Annotated in this window: 21 protein-coding genes and 1 other RNA gene; 15 read left to right on the forward strand and 7 right to left on the reverse strand. The window is 63.3% G+C overall.

Annotation, left to right across the window (positions count from 1 at the left end):
- Positions 1 to 178: 178 nt before the first annotated feature.
- Positions 179 to 430, forward strand: coding sequence for a transcriptional regulator (locus tag RTP54_RS26635; RefSeq protein ID WP_312366729.1), 252 nt, complete (start codon positions 179 to 181; stop codon positions 428 to 430).
- Here the strand turns inward: RTP54_RS26635 and RTP54_RS26640 are convergent.
- On the reverse strand, positions 425 to 655 hold the full coding sequence (locus tag RTP54_RS26640) for a hypothetical protein (RefSeq protein ID WP_312366731.1): 231 nt from the start codon (positions 653 to 655) through the stop codon (positions 425 to 427). The genes RTP54_RS26635 and RTP54_RS26640 overlap by 6 nt on opposite strands.
- A gap of 108 nt (positions 656 to 763) precedes the next feature.
- Between RTP54_RS26640 and RTP54_RS26645 the strand changes: the two genes are divergently transcribed.
- Positions 764 to 1,642: a LysR family transcriptional regulator gene (locus RTP54_RS26645; protein WP_409517218.1), complete on the forward strand. Its 879-nt coding sequence runs from the start codon at positions 764 to 766 to the stop codon at positions 1,640 to 1,642.
- 10 nt (positions 1,643 to 1,652) lie between these two features.
- On the opposite strand, the gene ssrS is transcribed toward RTP54_RS26645, so the two are convergent.
- From ssrS to RTP54_RS26660, 3 genes are all read right to left on the reverse strand, one after another.
- Positions 1,653 to 1,811: non-coding RNA, 6S RNA (ssrS, locus tag RTP54_RS26650), on the reverse strand.
- 55 nt (positions 1,812 to 1,866) lie between these two features.
- Complete coding sequence (locus RTP54_RS26655) at positions 1,867 to 2,244, reverse strand: cell division protein ZapA (RefSeq protein WP_112817067.1); 378 nt, start codon at positions 2,242 to 2,244, stop codon at positions 1,867 to 1,869.
- A gap of 12 nt (positions 2,245 to 2,256) precedes the next feature.
- Complete coding sequence (locus tag RTP54_RS26660; protein ID WP_053249644.1) at positions 2,257 to 2,526, reverse strand: DUF4164 domain-containing protein; 270 nt, start codon at positions 2,524 to 2,526, stop codon at positions 2,257 to 2,259.
- 336 nt (positions 2,527 to 2,862) lie between these two features.
- Here RTP54_RS26660 and tkt point away from each other — a divergent pair, with 336 nt between their 5' ends.
- The 10 genes from tkt to RTP54_RS26710 all read left to right on the forward strand — a co-directional run bounded on the left by tkt (position 2,863) and on the right by RTP54_RS26710 (position 12,700).
- Entirely contained in the window at positions 2,863 to 4,845 is a 1,983-nt protein-coding gene (tkt, locus tag RTP54_RS26665; RefSeq protein ID WP_112817068.1) for a transketolase, read from the forward strand.
- Positions 4,846 to 4,920: 75 nt separating this feature from the next.
- Positions 4,921 to 5,931: a type I glyceraldehyde-3-phosphate dehydrogenase gene (gap, locus tag RTP54_RS26670; protein WP_312366736.1), complete on the forward strand. Its 1,011-nt coding sequence runs from the start codon at positions 4,921 to 4,923 to the stop codon at positions 5,929 to 5,931.
- Positions 5,932 to 5,936: 5 nt separating this feature from the next.
- A complete protein-coding gene (locus tag RTP54_RS26675) occupies positions 5,937 to 6,521 on the forward strand; it encodes a putative glycolipid-binding domain-containing protein (RefSeq protein ID WP_112807405.1) in 585 nt (194 codons plus the stop codon).
- Positions 6,521 to 7,720: a phosphoglycerate kinase gene (locus RTP54_RS26680; RefSeq protein ID WP_112807407.1), complete on the forward strand. Its 1,200-nt coding sequence runs from the start codon at positions 6,521 to 6,523 to the stop codon at positions 7,718 to 7,720. The genes RTP54_RS26675 and RTP54_RS26680 overlap by 1 nt, the downstream gene beginning before the upstream one ends.
- 242 nt (positions 7,721 to 7,962) lie before the next feature.
- Positions 7,963 to 8,988: a class I fructose-bisphosphate aldolase gene (locus tag RTP54_RS26685; RefSeq protein WP_312366739.1), complete on the forward strand. Its 1,026-nt coding sequence runs from the start codon at positions 7,963 to 7,965 to the stop codon at positions 8,986 to 8,988.
- Between the two features lie 227 nt (positions 8,989 to 9,215).
- Complete coding sequence (locus RTP54_RS26690; protein WP_312366919.1) at positions 9,216 to 10,133, forward strand: PhzF family phenazine biosynthesis protein; 918 nt, start codon at positions 9,216 to 9,218, stop codon at positions 10,131 to 10,133.
- A gap of 93 nt (positions 10,134 to 10,226) precedes the next feature.
- The gene (locus RTP54_RS26695) at positions 10,227 to 10,757 is read left to right on the forward strand and encodes a MarR family transcriptional regulator (RefSeq protein WP_312366740.1); all 531 of its coding nucleotides are present in this window, start codon (positions 10,227 to 10,229) and stop codon (positions 10,755 to 10,757) included.
- Positions 10,754 to 11,521, forward strand: coding sequence for a DNA alkylation repair protein (locus RTP54_RS26700; RefSeq protein ID WP_312366742.1), 768 nt, complete (start codon positions 10,754 to 10,756; stop codon positions 11,519 to 11,521). The genes RTP54_RS26695 and RTP54_RS26700 overlap by 4 nt, the downstream gene beginning before the upstream one ends.
- A 10-nt stretch (positions 11,522 to 11,531) precedes the next feature.
- Positions 11,532 to 11,876, forward strand: a complete 345-nt coding sequence (locus tag RTP54_RS26705; protein WP_312366744.1) for a DUF6616 family protein — start codon at positions 11,532 to 11,534, stop codon at positions 11,874 to 11,876.
- Between the two features lie 65 nt (positions 11,877 to 11,941).
- Positions 11,942 to 12,700: an alpha/beta fold hydrolase gene (locus tag RTP54_RS26710; RefSeq protein ID WP_312366746.1), complete on the forward strand. Its 759-nt coding sequence runs from the start codon at positions 11,942 to 11,944 to the stop codon at positions 12,698 to 12,700.
- A gap of 82 nt (positions 12,701 to 12,782) precedes the next feature.
- On the opposite strand, the gene RTP54_RS26715 is transcribed toward RTP54_RS26710, so the two are convergent.
- Complete coding sequence (locus tag RTP54_RS26715) at positions 12,783 to 13,328, reverse strand: TetR/AcrR family transcriptional regulator (protein WP_312366747.1); 546 nt, start codon at positions 13,326 to 13,328, stop codon at positions 12,783 to 12,785.
- Between the two features lie 105 nt (positions 13,329 to 13,433).
- Here RTP54_RS26715 and RTP54_RS26720 point away from each other — a divergent pair, with 105 nt between their 5' ends.
- Positions 13,434 to 14,942 (forward strand): DHA2 family efflux MFS transporter permease subunit, encoded by a 1,509-nt coding sequence (locus RTP54_RS26720; protein WP_112807419.1) that lies wholly within the window; start codon positions 13,434 to 13,436, stop codon positions 14,940 to 14,942.
- A gap of 45 nt (positions 14,943 to 14,987) precedes the next feature.
- On the opposite strand, the gene RTP54_RS26725 is transcribed toward RTP54_RS26720, so the two are convergent.
- Together RTP54_RS26725 and RTP54_RS26730 are read right to left on the reverse strand one after the other, a co-directional pair.
- A complete protein-coding gene (locus RTP54_RS26725; RefSeq protein ID WP_112807666.1) occupies positions 14,988 to 16,922 on the reverse strand; it encodes a tetratricopeptide repeat protein in 1,935 nt (644 codons plus the stop codon).
- 121 nt (positions 16,923 to 17,043) lie between these two features.
- Positions 17,044 to 17,199, reverse strand: coding sequence for a hypothetical protein (locus tag RTP54_RS26730; RefSeq protein WP_112807421.1), 156 nt, complete (start codon positions 17,197 to 17,199; stop codon positions 17,044 to 17,046).
- Positions 17,200 to 17,457: 258 nt separating this feature from the next.
- Between RTP54_RS26730 and RTP54_RS26735 the strand changes: the two genes are divergently transcribed.
- Together RTP54_RS26735 and RTP54_RS26740 are read left to right on the forward strand one after the other, a co-directional pair.
- Positions 17,458 to 18,762 (forward strand): MFS transporter, encoded by a 1,305-nt coding sequence (locus RTP54_RS26735; protein WP_112807668.1) that lies wholly within the window; start codon positions 17,458 to 17,460, stop codon positions 18,760 to 18,762.
- A complete protein-coding gene (locus RTP54_RS26740; protein WP_112807423.1) occupies positions 18,749 to 18,937 on the forward strand; it encodes a DUF1192 domain-containing protein in 189 nt (62 codons plus the stop codon). Before RTP54_RS26735 ends, RTP54_RS26740 begins: the two co-directional genes overlap by 14 nt.
- The last annotated feature ends 279 nt before the right edge of the window (positions 18,938 to 19,216 follow it).

Consider the following 19,216-nt stretch of genomic DNA (forward strand, 5'->3'; position numbering starts at 1 on the left):
CACGTCACGGCCGGTTTTGCAACAGTTTGCGACAGTCGCTCGCCATGTTCCCGCAACGGCACAGAGTTAGCGTTCCGTTCATCATGGCCAACGGTTCTGCTTTCGCATCCGAGGGGACGCGTGCAAATACAGACATGATTTCAAATAATTAGCAGGAACTAATGCCCGCGTTCGATGCATGAACGCGCTCCTGCAGGCAGCAGTGGAAAAGCCGAAGTCCATGAAGGACCAGATGAACGAACTCGAACCGTTGGAATTGCGTTGCCTGACGCTGGCCGCCCGTGGCCGCACCCGTCAGGACATGATGCGCGAGACCGATATACCGCTCGATCGTATCGACCGAGCGCTTCAGGATGCCATGCGCAAGCTTCAGGCCGGCAACCTTGCAGAGGCGATCTTTCGTGCCGCCCGGCTCGACATCATTTCATAGCAGCCAGTGCGAGCGAAAGACCGCATCCCGGCTCACCCTCTCCTCCCAGCGATCCTTGAACGGCAATTGAGCGCATCCGGCATCTCGCAGCAGGTGCGGCTTATCGTTCGGTATCGCTGGCAGCGGCATGGACGCTGCTGCCAATAGCGAGCGGCCGTGCGACAGCAGTCGGGCGCGCAGTGTGGACTGGAGGTCGGAGAAGAAGGCAAGAGCAAGAACGCTCATCGGGACAACCCTGGTGTCGATTGGTTGCGTCGATTGTCCTCGCCTCGTTGACATCTGACAAACGAATTGCAAGCATGACTGCCATCAGAAACTCTGATGGTGACTTCCATGTCCACGCCTCTCGACAGCGATCTCCTCAGAACCTTCCTCGCGGTCGCCGACGCCGGCAACCTGACGCGCGCCGCCACCAGCATCGGGCGCACGCAATCGGCCGTCAGCATGCAGCTGAAGAAACTCGAGGACATGCTCGGCGACCCGCTGTTCGAGCGCCACTCGCGCGGCGTGGTGCCGACGGCGCAGGGCCTGCGCCTCGTCGACAATGCCCGACGGATCGTCGCCTTGCTCGACGACACCGCCGCATCGATGCGCCTGCCCGCGCTCGACGGAACGGTCCGGATCGGGATTTCCGAGGAATACATCAACTCGACCCTCCCCAAGGCGCTGGGCGCCTTTGCTGCCGTTCATCCCGGCGTGGAGGTGACGGTGCAGCAGGGCGTGTCGATGTCGAATGTCAATGCGCTGGCTGCCGGCGAAATCGACATCGCCGTGGTGTTCGAACCGGGCGGCCCGACACGCAACGAAGTGCTGATGGTCGATCCAACCGTCTGGGTGACGTCGGACCAGCATGAAGCCCATCATCGACGCCCGCTGCCGATTGCCACCTACACGTATCTTTCTGGCGGGTGGTGCGACGAGCTTGGCAGGAAGAGCCTGAAGGACCGCGGGATCGACAGCCGCGTCGCCTATGCCAGCCGCACCAGCAACGGCCTGATCGCCGCCGTGGTCTCCGGCCTTGCCATCGCGCCACTGTCGCGCAGCGCAATTCCGGCAGGCTGTCGCGAGCTGACGGAGGAAGACGGCTTCGGCGTCATCGACTTTTCCAACGTCGTCCTGCGCACGAGGCCCGGCCGCCGCTCACAGACCATCGACGCAATGGCCGACGCCATCCGCAGCGCCTTTACCGCGGGCTCGCATCAACAGAGCTGAATGGGAAGAGGTGCGATCCACACAACCGATGGATATTTTACGATCCCGGGTGCCTACAAACGTAGGTGGGCGCCATATGTCCGGACCCACGGGTCCGGCCAGGGACAGCTCCCTTGAGATCGAGTATGGCCCCGGGGATTGTGTTTCCTGTCGGGAAGCGCAGACCGCATCCAACATATAGAGCCGAACCCATCGTCGCGCCAGTGCCCGCCCGACGAAAGAGCTCAGTTTGTCGAAGAAGGTGCCCGGCCGTTCAGTTTGGCGGCGATGGTGTGGATCTGCGAGGTGACGTCGGAGAGCGCCGAAGCCAAAAGTTCCTCGCTACGCGCCTGGTCGGTGAGTGTCGAGTCACGGCCGCGCTTGAGGGCGTCCACCTCCGCTTCGAGCGCCTTCAGCCGGCGGTTCACTTCGCTGAGTTCGTCCATGACCATGATGCCGGCCATCACGGTCAGCCTGAGGTCGCCGATTTCGCCGAACTGGGTTTTCAGGTGACCGACATACTGATCGAAGTTCGTGGCCAGTTCGATCAGATGATCTTCCTGCCCCTCTTCGCAGGCCATGCGATAGGCCTTGCCGTCGATCGATACTGTCACCTGCGCCATGTCGCTTAAACCTCAGCGGTCGAGCACCGCTCGAATGGTTTCCATCGCCGTCACGAGGCGTCGGGAAACCTCGCGGTTGACCTCTTCAAGCCGGTTGGCCCGGAACTGTGACTGGTCGAGTTCCTGCGCCAGCCGCGATCGGTCCGTATTGACCCGGCGAACCTCGCCCTCGAACTCGCCGAGATCGCGTTCCCTGTCAAAACGGCTGTCGATCGCGTTCTCCAGGGACTGAACCGCGTTCTTCAGTTCGTCGATCGCCGCTTTGACCGTCTTTGCCGGCATGTTTTTCGATACCTCGCCCATGAGGCCGAATCGCCAGCATCCCGTCCGCCGCTTCGGCTCACTCCTTTTTAAACCTATTACGCAAATCTCAACAATGCCAACTGCAGCAAAGCATTACGGAAGCTGTGGATGGTTTGCATAGCCGGCTCATCCGGCCGCAGCGCAAAAACTCTGCTGCGCCGCGATATCAGCCCTTGAAAACCCTGCTGCCAATGGCCGCGCAAGGCCTGTATTTGTTGACTCGCGCGGCGCAGATGCTATGTGTCTGCCGCTTCTTGCACGGTCTTTGGAGGATAGAGACCGTCCCCTGACCACCGAACTCAAAACGGAACAGTCATGATCTCTCGCGAAAAACACGACCGGATGGCGAATGCGATCCGTTTCCTCTCCATGGACGCCGTCGAGAAGGCAAATTCAGGTCACCCGGGCCTGCCCATGGGTGCAGCTGACATAGCGACAGTCCTCTTCACGCGCTTCCTCAGCTTCGACCCCAAGAACCCCGCCTGGCCGAACCGCGACCGCTTCGTGCTGTCGGCAGGCCACGGCTCGATGCTGCTCTATTCGCTGCTCTATTTGACGGGCTACGAAGACATCTCCATCGAAGAGATCAAGAATTTCCGCCAGCTCGGTGCACGCACCGCCGGCCACCCGGAATATGGCCACGCCGCCGGCATTGAAACGACCACCGGTCCGCTCGGCCAGGGCATCGCCAACGCCGTCGGCATGGCGATTGCCGAGCGCAAGCTGGGCGACGAGTTCGGCAAGGACCTGATGGAGCACTACACCTACGTGCTCGCCGGTGACGGCTGCCTCATGGAAGGCATCAGCCAGGAAGCGATCTCGCTCGCCGGCCACCTCAAGCTCAACAAGCTGATCGTCTTCTGGGACGACAACAACATCTCGATCGACGGCCCGATCTCGATCGCCGATTCGACCGACCAGCATGCCCGCTTCCGCGCCAGCAACTGGAACACCATCGCCGTAGACGGCCATGATCCGGACGCGATCGCCGCCGCGATCGAGCAGGCGCAGAAGTCCGACAAGCCGACGATGATCGCCTGCAAGACGACGATCGGTTTCGGCGCGCCGAACAAGGCCGGCACCCACAAGGTCCACGGCTCGCCGCTCGGCGCCGAAGAAATCGCCGCCACCCGCAAGGCACTCGGCTGGGAAGCCGAAGCCTTCGTCGTTCCGTCCGACGTGCTCGACGCCTGGCGCCTCGCTGGCCTGCGTTCGACCAAGGCCCGCAAGGACTGGGAAGAGCGCCTCGACAAGACCGACGCCGAGAAGAAGGCGCAGTTCGTTCGCCGCTTCTCCGGCGAACTCGAAGGCCGTCTGGCCTCGGCCATCGACGACTACAAGAAGAAGCTGGCTGAAACCAAGCCGTCGCCGGCAACCCGCAAGGCTTCCGAAGACGCCCTCGAAGTCATCAACGGCGTTCTGGCTGAAACCATCGGCGGCTCGGCCGACCTCACCGGCTCGAACAACACCAAGACCAGCCAGACCAAGTCGATCACGCCTGACGACTTCTCCGGCCGCTACATCCACTGGGGCGTGCGCGAGCACGGCATGGCTGCTGCCATGAACGGCATGGCGCTGCATGGCGGCGTCATCCCCTATTCCGGCGGCTTCCTGATCTTCTCGGACTACTGCCGTCCGTCGATCCGTCTGGCAGCGCTGATGGGCATCCGCGTCATCCACGTGCTGACGCATGATTCCATCGGCCTTGGCGAAGACGGCCCGACCCACCAGCCGGTCGAGCATATGGCCGCGCTGCGTGCCATCCCGAACCTCCTGATGTTCCGCCCGGCAGACGCCACGGAGACGGCCGAGTGCTGGCAGCTGGCGCTCGAAAGCCACAACCGCCCGTCCGGCATCGCGCTCACCCGCCAGAACCTGATGGCCGTGCGCACCGAGTACGAGGAAGAAAACCTCTGCGCCCGCGGCGCCTACGACCTGATCTCGGCAAGCGACGCCAAGGTGACGATCTTCGCCACCGGCTCGGAAATCGAAATCGCCGTCAAGGCCTGCCAGGCACTGACCGCCAAGGGCATCTCGACGCGCGTCGTCTCGGTCCCCTGCTTCGAGCTCTTTGCCGAACAGAGCGAAGACTACCAGCAGGCGATCATCGGCAACTCGCCGGTCAAGATCGCCGTCGAAGCCGGCATCCGCCAGGGCTGGGACCACTTCATCGGTTCGGATGGCACCTTCATCGGTATGTCGTCCTTCGGTGCCTCCGGTCCCTACAAGGAACTCTACAAGCACTTCGGCATCACGCCCGAGGCGGTTATCGCCGCTGCGGAAGCCAAGCTGTCCTGATCAAGCCGCGGGGCGCGCTCGAAAGCGCGCCCCGCTTTTTTTCCGACCATGCATTCAGACAGGGAGAGACCCGATATGACAGTGAAAGTCGCCATTAACGGTTTTGGCCGCATCGGCCGCAACGTGCTGCGCGCCATCGTTGAATCCGGCCGCAAGGATATCGAAGTCGTTGCCATCAACGACCTCGGTCCGGTCGAGACCAACGCGCACCTCCTGCGCTTCGATTCGATCCACGGCCGTTTCCCGGCTGACGTGAAGGTCGAGGGCGATGCGATCGTCATCAACGGCGGCAAGCCGATCAAGGTGACGGCGATCCGCAACCCGGCCGAACTGCCGCACAAGGAACTCGGCGTCGAAGTCGCGATGGAATGCACCGGCATCTTCACCGCCCGTGACAAGGCCGCCCTGCATCTCGAAGCCGGCGCCAAGCGCGTCATCGTTTCGGCTCCGGCCGAAGGCGCCGACCTCACCGTCGTCTACGGCGTCAACCACGACAAGCTGACGAAGGATCACCTCGTCATCTCCAACGCCTCGTGCACGACCAACTGCCTTGCACCGGTCGCCAAGGTTCTGAACGACGTCATCGGCATCGACCACGGCATGATGACGACGATCCACTCCTACACCAACGACCAGCCGTCGCTCGACCAGATGCACAAGGATCTGTACCGCGCCCGCGCTGCTGCGCTCTCGATGATCCCGACCTCGACCGGTGCCGCCAAGGCCGTTGGCCTCGTCCTGCCGGAACTGGCGGGCAAGCTCGACGGTTTCGCCATGCGCGTTCCGACCCCGAACGTCTCGGTCGTCGACCTCAAGTTCGTCGCCAAGCGCGAAACCACCAAGGAAGAGATCAACGCTGCGATCAAGGCAGCCGCTGACGGCCCGCTCAAGGGCATCCTCGGCTACACGCTCGCTCCGAACGTCTCGATCGACTTCAACCACGACCCGCATTCCTCGGTCTTCCACATGGATCAGACCAAGGTGATGGAAGGCAAGTTCGTCTCGATCCTGACCTGGTACGACAACGAGTGGGGCTTCTCCAACCGCATGTCCGACACCGCGGTTGCGATCAGCAAGCTCATCTAACTCGGATGTTTCGCGCCCTTTCCCAAACGACGGTCCGCTGGCGTCCGCTGGAAGGGGAAGGGCTCGAACATCTGACACTCACGGCTACGGCCGACGGCGCGGTCATCCGCGCCGTCGGCGTTCTGATCGGTAACCGTGGCGGCGCACCCTATGGTGCGCGCTACCGGATCGATTGCGACGCCGGCTGGCAGGTTCGAAAACTGATGGTCGACACGACCGATGGCCGCAGCCTGCACCTGCGCTCTGACCATCCCGGCCGATGGGCGACGGCCGCCGGCGCGGCACTGCCCGAATTCGACGGCTGCATCGATATCGACCTTGCCGGCACGCCCTTCACCAACACGCTGCCGATCCGCAGGCTCACGCTTGATCGCCAGGCCGGCACCGTGAAGCTGAACATGCTCTATGTGCCGTTCGACACGTTCGAGCCTGTCGTCGACGGCCAGCACTATACCTGCCTCGAAGACTTCAGGCTCTACCGCTACGAGGCCGAGGACCGCAGCTTTGCGGCGGACCTGCCCGTGGACGAGGACGGCCTCGTCATCGACTACCCCACCCTTTTCCAAAGACTATCACCGGAGACGATCTGATGACTTTCAAGACCCTCGACGACCTGACCGAGATTGCCGGCAAGCGCGTGCTCGTGCGCGTCGACCTCAACGTGCCGGTCAAGGACGGCGTGGTCACCGACGCGACCCGCATCGAGCGCGTTGCGCCGACGATCCGCGAACTGTCGGAAAAGGGCGCCAAGGTCATTCTGCTGGCGCATTTCGGCCGCCCGAAGGGTGAACCTGTCGCCGAGATGTCGCTGAAGACCATTGCACCTGCAGTCGAAGACATTCTCGATCAGCGCGTGCACTTCGCCGCCGACTGCATCGGCGACAAGGCCGCAAACGCGATTGCCGAAATGAACGACGGCGACGTGCTGCTGCTTGAAAACACCCGCTTCCACAAGGGCGAGGAAAAGAACGAGCCCGAATTCGTCAAGGCGCTTGCCGCCAATGGCGACATCTACGTCAACGACGCCTTCTCGGCTGCCCATCGCGCCCACGCCTCGACCGAGGGCCTCGCCCACCACCTTCCGGCCTATGCCGGCCGCACCATGCAGGCCGAACTCGAGGCGCTGGAAAAGGGTCTCGGCCAGCCGAAGCGCCCGGTCGTTGCCATCGTCGGCGGCGCCAAGGTCTCGACCAAGATCGATCTCTTGCAGAACCTGGTGAAGAAGGTCGACGCGCTGGTCATCGGCGGCGGCATGGCCAACACCTTCATCGCCGCAAAGGGCGTCAATGTCGGCAAGTCGCTGTGCGAGCATGATCTTGCCGATACCGCCAAGGCGATCATCGCGGCGGCGGCAGAGGCCGGTTGCGCCATAGTCCTGCCGGAAGACGGCGTGGTTGCCCGCGAATTCAAGGCTGGTGCCGACAACGAAGTGGTCGACATCAATGCCATCCCCGCCGATGCCATGATGCTCGACGTCGGCCCGAAGTCGATTGCCGCCGTCAACGACTGGATCTCGAAGGCCGAGACGCTGGTCTGGAATGGCCCGCTCGGCGCCTTCGAAATCGCCCCCTTCGACAAGGCGACGGTCGCCGTTGCCAAGCATGCGGCTGCCCGCACGCGCCAGGGCTCGCTGGTGTCGGTCGCCGGTGGCGGCGATACGGTTGCCGCCCTCAATCATGCCGAAGTCACCGACGATTTCAGCTATGTCTCGACGGCCGGCGGTGCCTTCCTCGAGTGGATGGAAGGCAAACCCCTGCCGGGCGTCGACATCCTGCGCCAGCAGAACTAGGCCAAACCTTCAGGCGCGCGGACCTTCCGCGCGCCTGAAACACAGAAAAAACAAAAACAATTCAACCGATTAAAATAATTTAAATCGTTTCAGTCGCTTTTCCTGCCTTTTTCCCGGACAATTTCTCGCAGTTACTCGCGCCCTCGCTTGGGGCGTGGCGGCCGCGTATGCGCCGTCGGTCCCGAAACTGTTTCAGTGGTCGCCCGATCCGTTGACGATCGGCGCCGTCTAGGGAGAAAAACATGAGCGAAAGACTGGAAGACATTGCCGTTGCCATGGTCGCCAACGGTCGCGGCCTGCTTGCCGCCGACGAGTCCACGGCAACGATCAAGAAGCGCTTCGACGGCATCGGCCTTGAATCGACCGAGACCTCGCGGCGCGACTATCGTGAGATGCTGGTGCGCGCCGACGAGGCGATGCGCAAGTACATCTCCGGCGTCATTCTCTACGAGGAAACCCTGTTCCAGAAGGCGGCCGACAATACGCCGCTGGTCGACATCATCCGCGCCAGCGGCTCCATACCCGGCATCAAGGTCGATGCCGGCGCCAAGCCGATGACCAATTTTCCGGCAGAGACGATCACCGAGGGTCTCGATGGGCTCGCACAGCGCCTGACGAAATACCACGAAGCCGGCGCCCGCTTTGCCAAATGGCGCGGCGTGATCGCCATTTCCGACACCTTGCCGAGCGCCGGCGCCATCAGGGCCAACGCCCATGCGCTGGCGCGCTATGCCGCTCTTTGCCAGGAGGCAGGCATCGTTCCGATCGTCGAGCCCGAGGTGCTGATGGACGGCACACCCGGCGACCATTCGATCGACCGCTCCGAGGCCGTCACCGAGTGGACGCTGCGTCTCACCTTCGAGGCGCTCGCCGAGATGCGGGTGAAGCTCGAAGGCATGATCCTGAAGCCGAGCATGGTGATCGACGGCAAGAAGGCGCGCAAAGCCTCGGTCGCCGAAGTGGCCGAACGCACGGTCCGGGTGCTGCGACGCACGGTGCCATCGGCCGTGCCCGGTATCGCGTTCCTCTCCGGCGGTCAGACGACCGAGGAGGCAACCGCGCATCTCTCGGCGATGAACGCGGCTCACGACCTGCCCTGGAAGCTCACCTTCTCCTATGGTCGCGCCCTGCAGCAGGAGGCGCTGTCGGCCTGGAACGGCAAGGCGGAGAACGTCGCCGCCGGCCAACGCGCCTTCTCGCACCGCGCCGAAATGTGCAGCCTGGCTGCAAAGGGCAGCTGGAAGAAGGATCTGGAGAAGGCTGCCTGAGCGCGGCTGCAACCGGTTCAGCTAGCCAAGAAGGGGCCGTTTGTCGGCCCCTTTTTACTGTTCCGCCCGTGTCCAATCGACCGCTCTTCACTGAACTTGTCACCAAGACAAGTTGCCGTCTTTGCCGGCTCCGACACCTGTCTTAAGCCTTTCGCTCCAGGCCATCCGGCAGCAGGGATCGCTGCCGAAACCAGCGGGAGCGATCGCCCATGACGTCCATTTCACCCGTGCACTCCGTCGACTACGTCACCGTCGACGTCTTCACCGAGGACCGTTTCGCCGGCAACCAGCTCGCCGTCATTCCCGACGCACGCGGCCTGAGCGATCGGCAGATGCAGGCGATCGCGACAGAGTTCGGCTACTCCGAGGTCACCTTCGTGCTGCCGCCCGAGGACGCCGCCAACACCGCGCGGGTGCGCATCTTCACGCCGACGATGGAGATCCCGTTCGCCGGACACCCGAATGTCGGCACCGCCTTCGTGCTTGGCCGGCAAAGCGAGATCTTCGGCCGCGCGCCCGGCGATCACCTGCGGTTCGAGGAACGTGCCGGCCTCGTCGATGTCGCCCTGACGCGGGCCGATGGTGCCGTGACGGGCGCACGCATCGTCGTGCCCCGCCCCTTGAGCATTGGCCCTGACATCGATGTCGAGACGATCGCGGCCTGCGCCATGACCCCAACCGAGGCGATCGTCACCGGTAATCACAAGCCCGTGCGCGTGTCCGTCGGGCTGCCCTTTGCCGTTGCCGAACTGAGGGATGTTGCCGCTCTATCGGCGGCCCGTCCCAACGTCACCGCCTTCGAAGCGGCCAATCAGCGCTACAAACCGGACGAAGACAGCTTCAGCCTGTTCCTCTATGCACGCTCGGGCAAAAACCCGTGGCGCTTGCGTGCCCGGATGTTTGCCCCCCTCGACAATGTCATCGAGGATCCGGCAACCGGCAGCGCCTCGGGCGCCCTTGGCGCCTATCTCGTTTCGCTTCTGCCCGAGGATACCGTCGACGTCGATCTGACCATCGAGCAGGGCGTCGAGATGGGCCGCCGCAGCATCATCGAGGTCAGCGTCAGCAAGAACAGTGGCGCTGTCGCCAGAACCAGCATCGCCGGCACCTGCGTTACCGCGATGAAGGGGTCCATCGAACTCTGAAGAGCGACTGCGCCTACCCTTGCGAGCACCAACCCGCTGGGTGCCGCAGAAACATGTTGACTCATAATTAGGCACCTTATTATAAGTCGCCTTATGATGATCGAACAAAAACACCTTGCCCTGATCGATGAAGCCATGCGGCGCGGCGACCCTTCGACCGGAAACCTGCGCCTCTGCTTCGAGGTCCTGTCACTTGCCGCCGCCATCGATCGCGACTGCGCCGCACGGCTTTCGCCGCACAACCTGTCCGAAGGAAAGTTCGTGCTGCTGTTCCTGCTGCATCAGCTGCCGGATGGCCTGTCGCCGCATGAACTCGCCGACCGCGCCGGCGTTACCCGGGCCACCGTTACCGGCCTGCTGGATGGGCTGGAGCGCGACGGCTTTCTCGCCCGCAGGCAGAGCAAGGAGGACCGTCGCAAGGTGCAGGTGGAGCTGTCGCCGAAGGGAAAGGATGCGGCGCGCGCGCTGTTCGAGACGCACACGCGCTGGATTGCGTCGCTATTTGCCGGCTTGGACGAGAATGACCGGGAGACCCTGAGCGCCCTCCTTCATCGTGCCTGGCGCAACACCGACGCCGGCCGAAAGGCTGCGCTGGAGACGGCAGATGGCGAGGCAACGCAATGAGCGCCGTCTCGCGGCGCGTCGTCGATATCGACCCGCAACATCTGCAGCAACTGAACGCCGGAACCACGGAAGCCGCAACGTTGACGGAATGCCTTGCCGTCGATTTCGAGGCGTTGATGCGGGCGGCCGTGCCGGAGGTCGGTGACGATGCCCTCGCGGCCATCGGCGCCCTAGCCAGCAGCGGCATCTCCAGGCGTATGGCGCTATCAGCCGGATTGATCCGCGAGCGGCTCGGAGACGGCGCCGTCGCGACCTTGCAGCAGCATCGCTCGGACACCGTTCGAAGCTGGGCTTGCTTCATGATCGGCGCTCATCCGACACTTGCGCTGGAAGACCGCCTCGCCGCAATCCGCCCCTTGGCAGACGATCCGCATTTCGGCGTTCGCGAATGGGCGTGGATCGCGGTGCGCCCGCAACTTGCGCAGGACGTTGCCAAGGCGATTGCGCTTCTTGCCGACTGGACGTCGTCGCCCTCCGACCGGCTGCGCCGGTTCGCCAGCGAAGCAACGCGTCCGCGCGGTGTCTGGTGCAGCCATATCGTCGCACTCAAACGCGACCCGCAAATGGCGCTTGCCATCCTTGAGCCCCTGAAGGCGGACCCGTCGCGCTACGTCCAGGATTCCGTCGGGAATTGGCTGAACGATGCCGCAAAGGATCGGCCGGACTGGGTGCGCCAACTCTGCGCCTCCTGGCAAAGCGGCCACGAAAGCGCGGCAACCGCGCGGATCTGCAAGCGCGCCCTTCGATCCCTGGATCGCCACTGAAAGAAAAGACATGACCCATTACCTGAGCGAACTCTACACCCCGAAAGAGGCCTGGCTTGCGCTTGACGCCGCCGCGCGCAACCGGTTTTTCGAGGCCGTCGGCAGCGGCCTGGCCGGGCTCTCTGCCCTCGGGGTGGAACCGATCGCCTTCGGCGCGGTTGATCCGAGCAAACGTCACGCCGCGCCGCATCGCTACTTCGCCCTCTGGCGCTTTCCGGACGAAGGCGCCTTGGACGCTCTTCTTGCCGGCATCGCCGCATCCGGCTGGCACGACTATTTCGAGACGGTCAACGCCGCTGGAAAAGCGGTCGACCTGGCCGGACATCTTGGCCAGTTGGCTGCCACCGGCAGCTGACGTAGCCTTCTGCAACGGCTAGAGTGGATGGATCGAGCACCCTCCAGGCAAGGCCGGTGGTAGCCATGACGCAAGTGACGCGACATCTCATCGCCCGAAGCGATGGCGCCAGAGTGGAGCTTTTTCAAGCCCGCTCTCCGGCCGCGGCGTCCGCCGGAGCAATCCTGTTTGTCCATGGCAATCAAGCGGGCCAGCGCCTTGGAGCGGTGGAAAACGTCGATAACGGCACACTGCTGCGCTTCTCAGCCGGCTTGAACATCACGGCAGCTGCGGTCTCGCAGCCTGGCTTCGGAGCATCCGAGGGCCCACCCGATTTCTGCGGTCCGGGTACCCAGCAGGCGATCCTGGCCGCCCTGTCGTTCTTGCGAAAACAACCCTATGTCGATCCTGGCCGCATCGTGCTTTGTGGCAACAGTCGTGGCGCTGTCGCATCGGCAATGGTCGCCACCCAGGTTGCCGATCTGCGCGCCGTTGTGCTGATGAGCGGCGTCTACGATCTCGAGGCGGCTTTTGAAGGCAGTCCGCAAGGCCTCCAACTGGCGATCGAGAAGGAGGCGGGCCTGTCGCGCGACGCTTTTCTTGCTCGCTCGGCTCTCCATCATGCCCATAAGATCCGATGTGAGGCGATGTTGCTGCATGGACGGCGTGACGATCGCGCGCCTGTTGCCCAGGCCGAATTGTTCGCACAGGCGCTCTCAGACGCCGGGCTCCCGGCAACGCTCAGCCTCTTCGACTGCGGCCATCAGATTCCGAGGGACTATGTGCGCGCGGCCCTTCACCCGTTCCTCAGGGGCATATTCGCTCCGGCTGTCACGCTTCATTAGGCAACGATAGCGTCCTTCCGTCAGGACATGCGGAAAGGCAGAGGCATGGCGAGTTTCTGTGTGCCTCTAAACCGGAAACGCCCTAGGAGGCATCCGGCACCAGAGCGACGATATCGCTGAAGATGTCGCGCCACTCCGTGTCGTCCATGTCGACGAAGCCAAAACTGCGCAACAGGAACGCGCCTTCGGTGGCCAGAAAGGCGATGCGCGCGCGGCGCCCCTCCTCGGTCGATAGATCGAGACTGTCGAGCCGCCCTCGATACCAGATCCGGTTCTTCTCCATATGCTCTTCACGCTGCAGAAGGGCGGCCATCATCCCCGACGTTCGCGCGTTTTCCGCCGTGTTCAGGTGCTCGGTAACCTCGGCATGGGCGCGCATGGCGGTCGCCGCGTCGGAGGTATCCCCCACCTTCGCCGCCACCGCATTGTCGAAATGATTGAACCACCGCTCCATCATCGCGTCGATCAGGCCATCCTTGTTGCCGAAGCAATATTGAACGCCGCCCTTGGTAATGCCCGCCGCCTTGGCGACCGCGTCTATCGTCAGGCCGGCTGCACCCACGGCGCTGACCACCGCCTCCGCCGCGTCCAGCACCTTGTCGCGATCGATCGTCCGGCGTCGCCCCATGTCAGATTCCCTCTTTCAATTCCATACGTATGTATTTATATAATCGCCCTGATGTCAACAAGGCCATAGGTCCCGCCGCGGGCGGGACGGCCACAGAGGTGTACCATGTCCCCGCATAATCGCTGGCTCATTCTGGCCATCGTGTCGAGCGCGCTGTTCCTGATCGTCGTCGATATGACCGTGCTCTACACGGCCCTGCCGCGGCTGACGCACGATCTCGGCGCTTCGGCGTCGGAAAAACTCTGGATCGTCAACGCCTACGCGCTTGTCGTTGCAGGCCTTCTGCCCGGGCTCGGCACGCTCGGCGACAGGCTCGGCCACAAACGGCCCTTCATCGCAGGCCTCGCCGTGTTCGGCCTTGCCTCGCTGATCGCCGCCTATGCGCCCAACCCGTCGGTCCTGATTGCCGGCCGCGTGCTTCTGGCCGTCGGCGCCGCGCTGATGATGCCGGCGACGCTGTCGATCATCCGGTTGACCTTCACCGACGAACGCGAGCGGGCACTGGCAATCGGCGTCTGGGCGGCCATCGCGTCGGGCGGCGCGGCCATCGGTCCGGTGCTCGGCGGCTTCCTGCTCGAGTACTTCTGGTGGGGCTCTGTCTTTCTCATCAACGTGCCGATCGTCGCAGTCGCCTTGCTGCTCGGCGTTGTCGTGCTGCCCGACAGCAAGGGCAACAAGGACCATCCCTGGGACCCGCTCGGCTCACTTCAGATCATGGTCGGCCTGATCGGCCTTGCCTATGCCATCAAGGAGATGAGCAAGCGCGAACCTTCGGCCGAGGCAGCGGTCGCCGCCGCTGCGATCGGCGCTGCTGCCCTCGTCCTGTTCGTGCGCAGGCAGAGACGCAGCCCCCACCCGATGATCGACTTCGGCCTGTTCCGCAACGCGGCCTTTTCCTCGGGCGTCGCTGCAGCCCTCGTGGCGTCGGCGGCCCTCGTCGGCGTCGAGCTCGTGCTCACGCAGCGACTGCAGCTTGTCTCAGGCTATTCGCCGCTTGAGGCCGGCATCTTCATCCTGCCGATCCCGCTTGCCGCCTTCATCGCCGGGCCGCTCACCGGCATGATGCTGCCACGCCTCGGCCCCGAAATCGTGCTGCGCACAGGCCTGATCACCGCGGCAGCCGGACTTGGCGCCTTTCTAGCCGTGCACGAAGCCGGCATGCTCGGCCAGATCGTCAGTCTTGTCGTTCTTGGCCTTGGCATCGGCGCATCGATGACGGCCGCCTCCAGCGCCATCATGTCCAATGCTCCGCCGGAGCGCGCCGGCATGGCGGCCTCGGTCGAGGAAGTGTCCTTCGAGCTCGGCGGCGCCATCGGTATCGCGGTTCTCGGCAGCGTCATGTCCGTGGTCTACACCGCGTTCATCGTGCTACCGGAAGGCGCTGGCGTATCGCCGATTGCCCGCGACAGCCTCGACGAGGCCTTGCTGCTGGCTGAAAAGCTGTCGCCCGAGACGGCCGAAAGCCTGGTGGCGCTCGCAAGGGCAGCCTTCGAAAAGGCATTTGTCGCCGTCGTGCTTTCGGCAACCGGCCTGCTGCTTGCAACCGGCGCCGGCATCTGGTGGTGCACGCGCGGCAAGGTGGGGCGACCGGTTCAAACCCACCGCGGCCATTGATCCCCATGGTCCGCGCGCCGATGCTGGCGCGCGGAGCAGCCGCGATCAGTGCCGCACCGCCTCGCATTGGGCGATGGCCTCGACCATGGCCTGGAACCGCACATGGTGGCGGACGGCATCGAGATCGGAATCCTGTTTGAACCAGAGCAACTGGTAGCAGGAACTCTGTGGCAACAGGCTCTCCAGCATGTCGAGCGCCGTGTCGACATCGCCAAGGATCGAGTAGACGCAGGCCGTGTTGTAACGCGCCACGACATCATCGGGATCGATGGCGATCGCACAGGCCGCCCATTCGCGCGCCCTGTCCGCCTCGCCCATATGGGCAAGCGCGAGCGCGCCGCGGTGGGCCGGCCCGGAATTTTCAGGGTGGGACTCCAGCGCCCGTTCCGCGCGCGAAATGCCGATCTTCGCCCAATGTCCGCGTTCGGTCTCCAGGCCGATCGACTTGTACGCGCTCATCAGATGGATCGGCGAAAGATAATCGTCCGGCCGGATTTCCGCCGCCCGCTTGAAGAACTCGATCGCCGTCTCGAATTCGCCGCGCATGAAGAGAAAGCGGCCATAGTGAAAGTTGGCCTCGTAGAGCTGGGGATCGAGCGCCAGGGCGCGCTCGAACTCGACGACGGCCTCCTCGCTCTGCCCGTCCTGATGCAGGACCAGGCCCCTTGAGGCGTGGGCCTCGGCGAGATCCGGATCAAGCGCCAACGCCCGCGCGGTCGTGTTCAGGATGCTTTCCAGCGGATACTCGTGTTCGTGCCAGTCGCGAAGGGCGGATTCGCAGTCGGCGATGCCGGCATAGGCGCGGGCAAAGTTCGCGTCGAGCTCGACGGCCTTCTGGAACATGCGCCGGGCAAGCAGCAGATAGGAGCGGGTCCAGGCATGCGAGAACCGCCGGCCACGCAGATAATAGGTATAGGCCTCGACGCTCGTCGTCGGGTCGCGCTCGATCGCCTTCTTCTCCTCCGGCAAGAGCTTGATGCGCAGCTGGTTGACGATGGCGTGGGTAATCTCGTCCTGGATGGCAAAGATGTCGGTCAGGTCGCGGTCGTAGCGGTCGGCCCACAGATGCGTGCCAGTCAGCGCATCGATGAGCTGCCCGGTGATGCGCACCCGGCCGCCGGCCTTGCGAACGCTGCCCTCGAGTATGAAGCGAACGCCGAGCTCCTGCGCCGCCGTCTTCACCCGGACCGACCGGCCCTTGTAGGTAAAGACCGTGTTGCGAGCGACGACATGCAGCTGCGAGATCTTCGAAAGATCGGTGATGATGTCCTCGGTGATCCCGTCGGAGAAATACTCCTGTTCCGGATCGTGGCTCATGTTGGTGAAGGGCAAGACCGCCACCGACAGGCCGTAGCCGTCGTCCACTGTCACCGGATGCGTGCCGTTCGCCACCTTGGCGATCTTGGTCGGCGCCCCGAGCGCCACGGAATAGACGTGCACGCCGGCTGCAATGTTCTTCAGCGCGTGCTGACCCTTGTCGACGAAGCCGACATCGAGCCGCGAGCCGACATGGTCGCGCACGGAGGCGGAGACGGCGATGCCGGAGGGTTCGGCCAGCCCCTCGAGACGGGCCGCGACGTTGACGCCATCGCCGAAAATGTCGCCATCCTCGACGATCACGTCGCCCAGATGCACGCCGATGCGCAGCTCGATGCGCTTCAGCTGCGGCACGTCCTCGTTGCGGATCAGCATGCCGCGCTGGATATCGACGGCGCAGGCGACCGCGTGCACGACACTGGCGAACTCCACCAGGATGCCGTCGCCGGTCAGCTTGACGATCCGGCCCTTGTGCCGGCTGACCTTCGGGTCCACCAGCTCGTTCTTGTGCCGCTTCATGGCGGCCAGCGTACCGGTTTCGTCAGCGCCTATGAGACGACTGTAGCCCACGACATCGGCAGCGAGGATGGCGGCAAGGCGGCGTTCCAAGTAACCCCCGAATTCATCTCCTTGATGAAGCGGACAATCTAGCGCGTTCTTCATCATCTGTCCTGCGCACTTTTCCAGCTACTACTATTGATCGAGTAACGGGATAGCAGAGTAGATCCGATGGTGCAGTTTCCAAAGGTACAACCGAGGCGCACACAACGACAGATTGGGCCGATTAGGGTCGAATGAGCACCGTGATCATCATCATGACGATCGCAAAGACGGCGATCTTCCAGAAGTCGCGCCGTTGCCTGAGCCCCGGCAGGCCGATCGGCCAGACCAGCTGGATGGCCATCGCCAGAAGCAGAATGATCGCCAGCGCCTTCGACATATCCAGCCTATCCCGGGATTTATTCCCAAACCCGGCGCCAGTGTCACGCCGCCGTCACCTTGTCGTCGCATGGAACGGCGCCTACCGCTTCGGCCTGCAACCGCGTCAACCCGAAATTCGATTCCGAATTACGGGATGATGCGTTAGAGGGCTATTGTTTCCGTCACCGATTTGCAATGACCGGCCGGACAGAATCCGGCTGGCAATTCGGGGCATGCCGCCCTAACTTGCTGACGGCAGAACGATTTCGGATGGATGATGAGAAAAAACCTGCTTCCCGTCGCCTCTCTCCTGCTGGGCACGCTGTTTCTCTTCCTGGGCAACGGCCTGCAGGGCCTGCTTCTGCCGGTCAGGGGCACCGCCGAAGGCTACCCCACCACCATCCTCGGCCTGATCGGCACGTCCTGGGCTGCGGGCTTCGTGCTTGGCTGCTTCTTCGCCCCGAACGTGGTCAAGCGCATCGGCCATGTGCGCGCCTTCAGCGTCTTTTCGTCGCTGATTGCCATCGTCGCGCTGACCACCGGCATCCTGATCGACCCCACCTGGTGGCTGATCCTGCGGGCGCTCACCGGCTTCGCCACCGCCGGCACATCGATGATCATCGAAAGCTGGCTCAACGAGCGCGCCACCAATGAGAGCCGCGGCGTCATCTTTTCCCTCTACATCGCCATCACGCTCTTCGGCGTCGTCGGCGGCCAGATGATGATCCCGTTCGGCGATACCTCGACCAGTACCCTCTTCATGATCTGCGGCATTCTCTATTGTGTCGCGATGCTGCCGACGCTGTTGTCGAAAGCCGCAACGCCGCAACCGCTGAAACAGGTCCAGCTCGACCTGCGCGGGCTCTATCGCAATTCCCCGGTCTCGTTCCTCGGCATCCTGCTCGTCGGTATCGCCAACGGTGCCTTCGGCACGCTCGGTGCCGTTTTCGGCCGCCAGGCAGGTCTCTCCGACAGCACCGTGGCGGCGATGATGAGCGTGGCGATCTTTGCCGGCGCCGTCATGCAGTTGCCCGCCGGACGCCTCTCCGACCGCATCGACCGGCGCTACGTGCTAGCAGCCCTCGCCGCCGTCGGCGCACTTGCGGGGCTCCTGATCTTCCTGGTCGAACCGACCCAGGTCTGGATCGTGCTGACGCTGATCGCGATCTATGGCGCCGCGGCCAACGCGCTCTACCCGATCGCCGTTTCGCATGCCAACGATTTCGCGACCGCCGAGGATTTCGTCAAGGTTTCCGGTGGCTTGCTGCTGCTCTATGGTATCGGCACCATCATCGGCCCGACCATCGGCGGCCCGGTCATGACCGCAACCGGCCCCTATGGCCTGTTCATGATCACCGCCTGCGCCCATATTCTCATCACCGCCTACGCCATCATCCGCAGTCGCATGCGTGCACCGGTTCCCGTCGCCGAGCGCGATGCGTTCTCGCCGATCAATGCCGGCACGACCATGACACCGGAGAGCCTGCAGCTGTCGCCGCGCGCAGCGCCTTTCGACGAAACACATGACGAAGGCGGCGATATCGACCCGGAACAGGAGGAAAAGCCGAATGGGCCTGTTTGACGAAGACCAGCCAAAGAAGAAACTTGCGCACGAGATCGGCAGCGACCTGTCCCTGTTGTCGGTCGACGAACTCAGCCAGCGCATTGCTCTTTTGAACGAGGAAATCGCCCGACTCGAGGCGGAGCGTGAGCGCAAATCCGCAAGCCGATCGGCCGCCGAAAGCCTGTTTCGCTGACAGCGGCACAAGGACATCCGGACCGAAACGACGCTTTCTTAACGGTATATTAAGCATTTTCCGCGATAGTCTTCCTATCCGGAGCTTTCCGGACTCAGACAATTTCTCCGACTGGCGAATGGGTCTGATTTTTCTCCCTGTTTTACCTTGAGAGCCGCTTTCCGCGGCTCTTTTTTTGTTTTGTCATAGGGTGCTGCAAAGAATTGTGGAGATTAACCCTTTCTTAAGAATGCTCTTGCGCGAAATGCGCTATGGCATCATTCTTCAGCCATAGAGGCC

The sequence above is a fragment of the Ensifer sp. genome (assembly GCF_031989085.1).
Lineage (GTDB): Bacteria > Pseudomonadota > Alphaproteobacteria > Rhizobiales > Rhizobiaceae > Ensifer.

What these genes read in the sequence shown, in the direction of transcription:
- RTP54_RS26655 (WP_112817067.1), bottom strand. Translation starts at nt 2,244, where the DNA reads ATGGCGCAGGTGACAGTATCGATCGACGGCAAGGCCTATCGCATGGCC.
- RTP54_RS26675 (WP_112807405.1), top strand. Translation starts at nt 5,937, where the DNA reads ATGTTTCGCGCCCTTTCCCAAACGACGGTCCGCTGGCGTCCGCTGGAA.
- RTP54_RS26715 (WP_312366747.1), bottom strand. Translation starts at nt 13,328, where the DNA reads ATGGGGCGACGCCGGACGATCGATCGCGACAAGGTGCTGGACGCGGCG.
- tkt (WP_112817068.1), top strand. Translation starts at nt 2,863, where the DNA reads ATGATCTCTCGCGAAAAACACGACCGGATGGCGAATGCGATCCGTTTC.
- RTP54_RS26730 (WP_112807421.1), bottom strand. Translation starts at nt 17,199, where the DNA reads ATGTCGAAGGCGCTGGCGATCATTCTGCTTCTGGCGATGGCCATCCAG.
- RTP54_RS26685 (WP_312366739.1), top strand. Translation starts at nt 7,963, where the DNA reads ATGAGCGAAAGACTGGAAGACATTGCCGTTGCCATGGTCGCCAACGGT.
- gap (WP_312366736.1), top strand. Translation starts at nt 4,921, where the DNA reads ATGACAGTGAAAGTCGCCATTAACGGTTTTGGCCGCATCGGCCGCAAC.
- RTP54_RS26710 (WP_312366746.1), top strand. Translation starts at nt 11,942, where the DNA reads ATGACGCAAGTGACGCGACATCTCATCGCCCGAAGCGATGGCGCCAGA.
- RTP54_RS26645 (WP_409517218.1), top strand. Translation starts at nt 764, where the DNA reads ATGTCCACGCCTCTCGACAGCGATCTCCTCAGAACCTTCCTCGCGGTC.
- RTP54_RS26735 (WP_112807668.1), top strand. Translation starts at nt 17,458, where the DNA reads ATGAGAAAAAACCTGCTTCCCGTCGCCTCTCTCCTGCTGGGCACGCTG.
- RTP54_RS26725 (WP_112807666.1), bottom strand. Translation starts at nt 16,922, where the DNA reads ATGAAGAACGCGCTAGATTGTCCGCTTCATCAAGGAGATGAATTCGGG.
- RTP54_RS26740 (WP_112807423.1), top strand. Translation starts at nt 18,749, where the DNA reads ATGGGCCTGTTTGACGAAGACCAGCCAAAGAAGAAACTTGCGCACGAG.
- RTP54_RS26700 (WP_312366742.1), top strand. Translation starts at nt 10,754, where the DNA reads ATGAGCGCCGTCTCGCGGCGCGTCGTCGATATCGACCCGCAACATCTG.
- RTP54_RS26705 (WP_312366744.1), top strand. Translation starts at nt 11,532, where the DNA reads ATGACCCATTACCTGAGCGAACTCTACACCCCGAAAGAGGCCTGGCTT.
- RTP54_RS26660 (WP_053249644.1), bottom strand. Translation starts at nt 2,526, where the DNA reads ATGCCGGCAAAGACGGTCAAAGCGGCGATCGACGAACTGAAGAACGCG.
- RTP54_RS26680 (WP_112807407.1), top strand. Translation starts at nt 6,521, where the DNA reads ATGACTTTCAAGACCCTCGACGACCTGACCGAGATTGCCGGCAAGCGC.
- RTP54_RS26635 (WP_312366729.1), top strand. Translation starts at nt 179, where the DNA reads ATGAACGCGCTCCTGCAGGCAGCAGTGGAAAAGCCGAAGTCCATGAAG.
- RTP54_RS26695 (WP_312366740.1), top strand. Translation starts at nt 10,227, where the DNA reads ATGATGATCGAACAAAAACACCTTGCCCTGATCGATGAAGCCATGCGG.
- RTP54_RS26640 (WP_312366731.1), bottom strand. Translation starts at nt 655, where the DNA reads ATGAGCGTTCTTGCTCTTGCCTTCTTCTCCGACCTCCAGTCCACACTG.
- RTP54_RS26720 (WP_112807419.1), top strand. Translation starts at nt 13,434, where the DNA reads ATGTCCCCGCATAATCGCTGGCTCATTCTGGCCATCGTGTCGAGCGCG.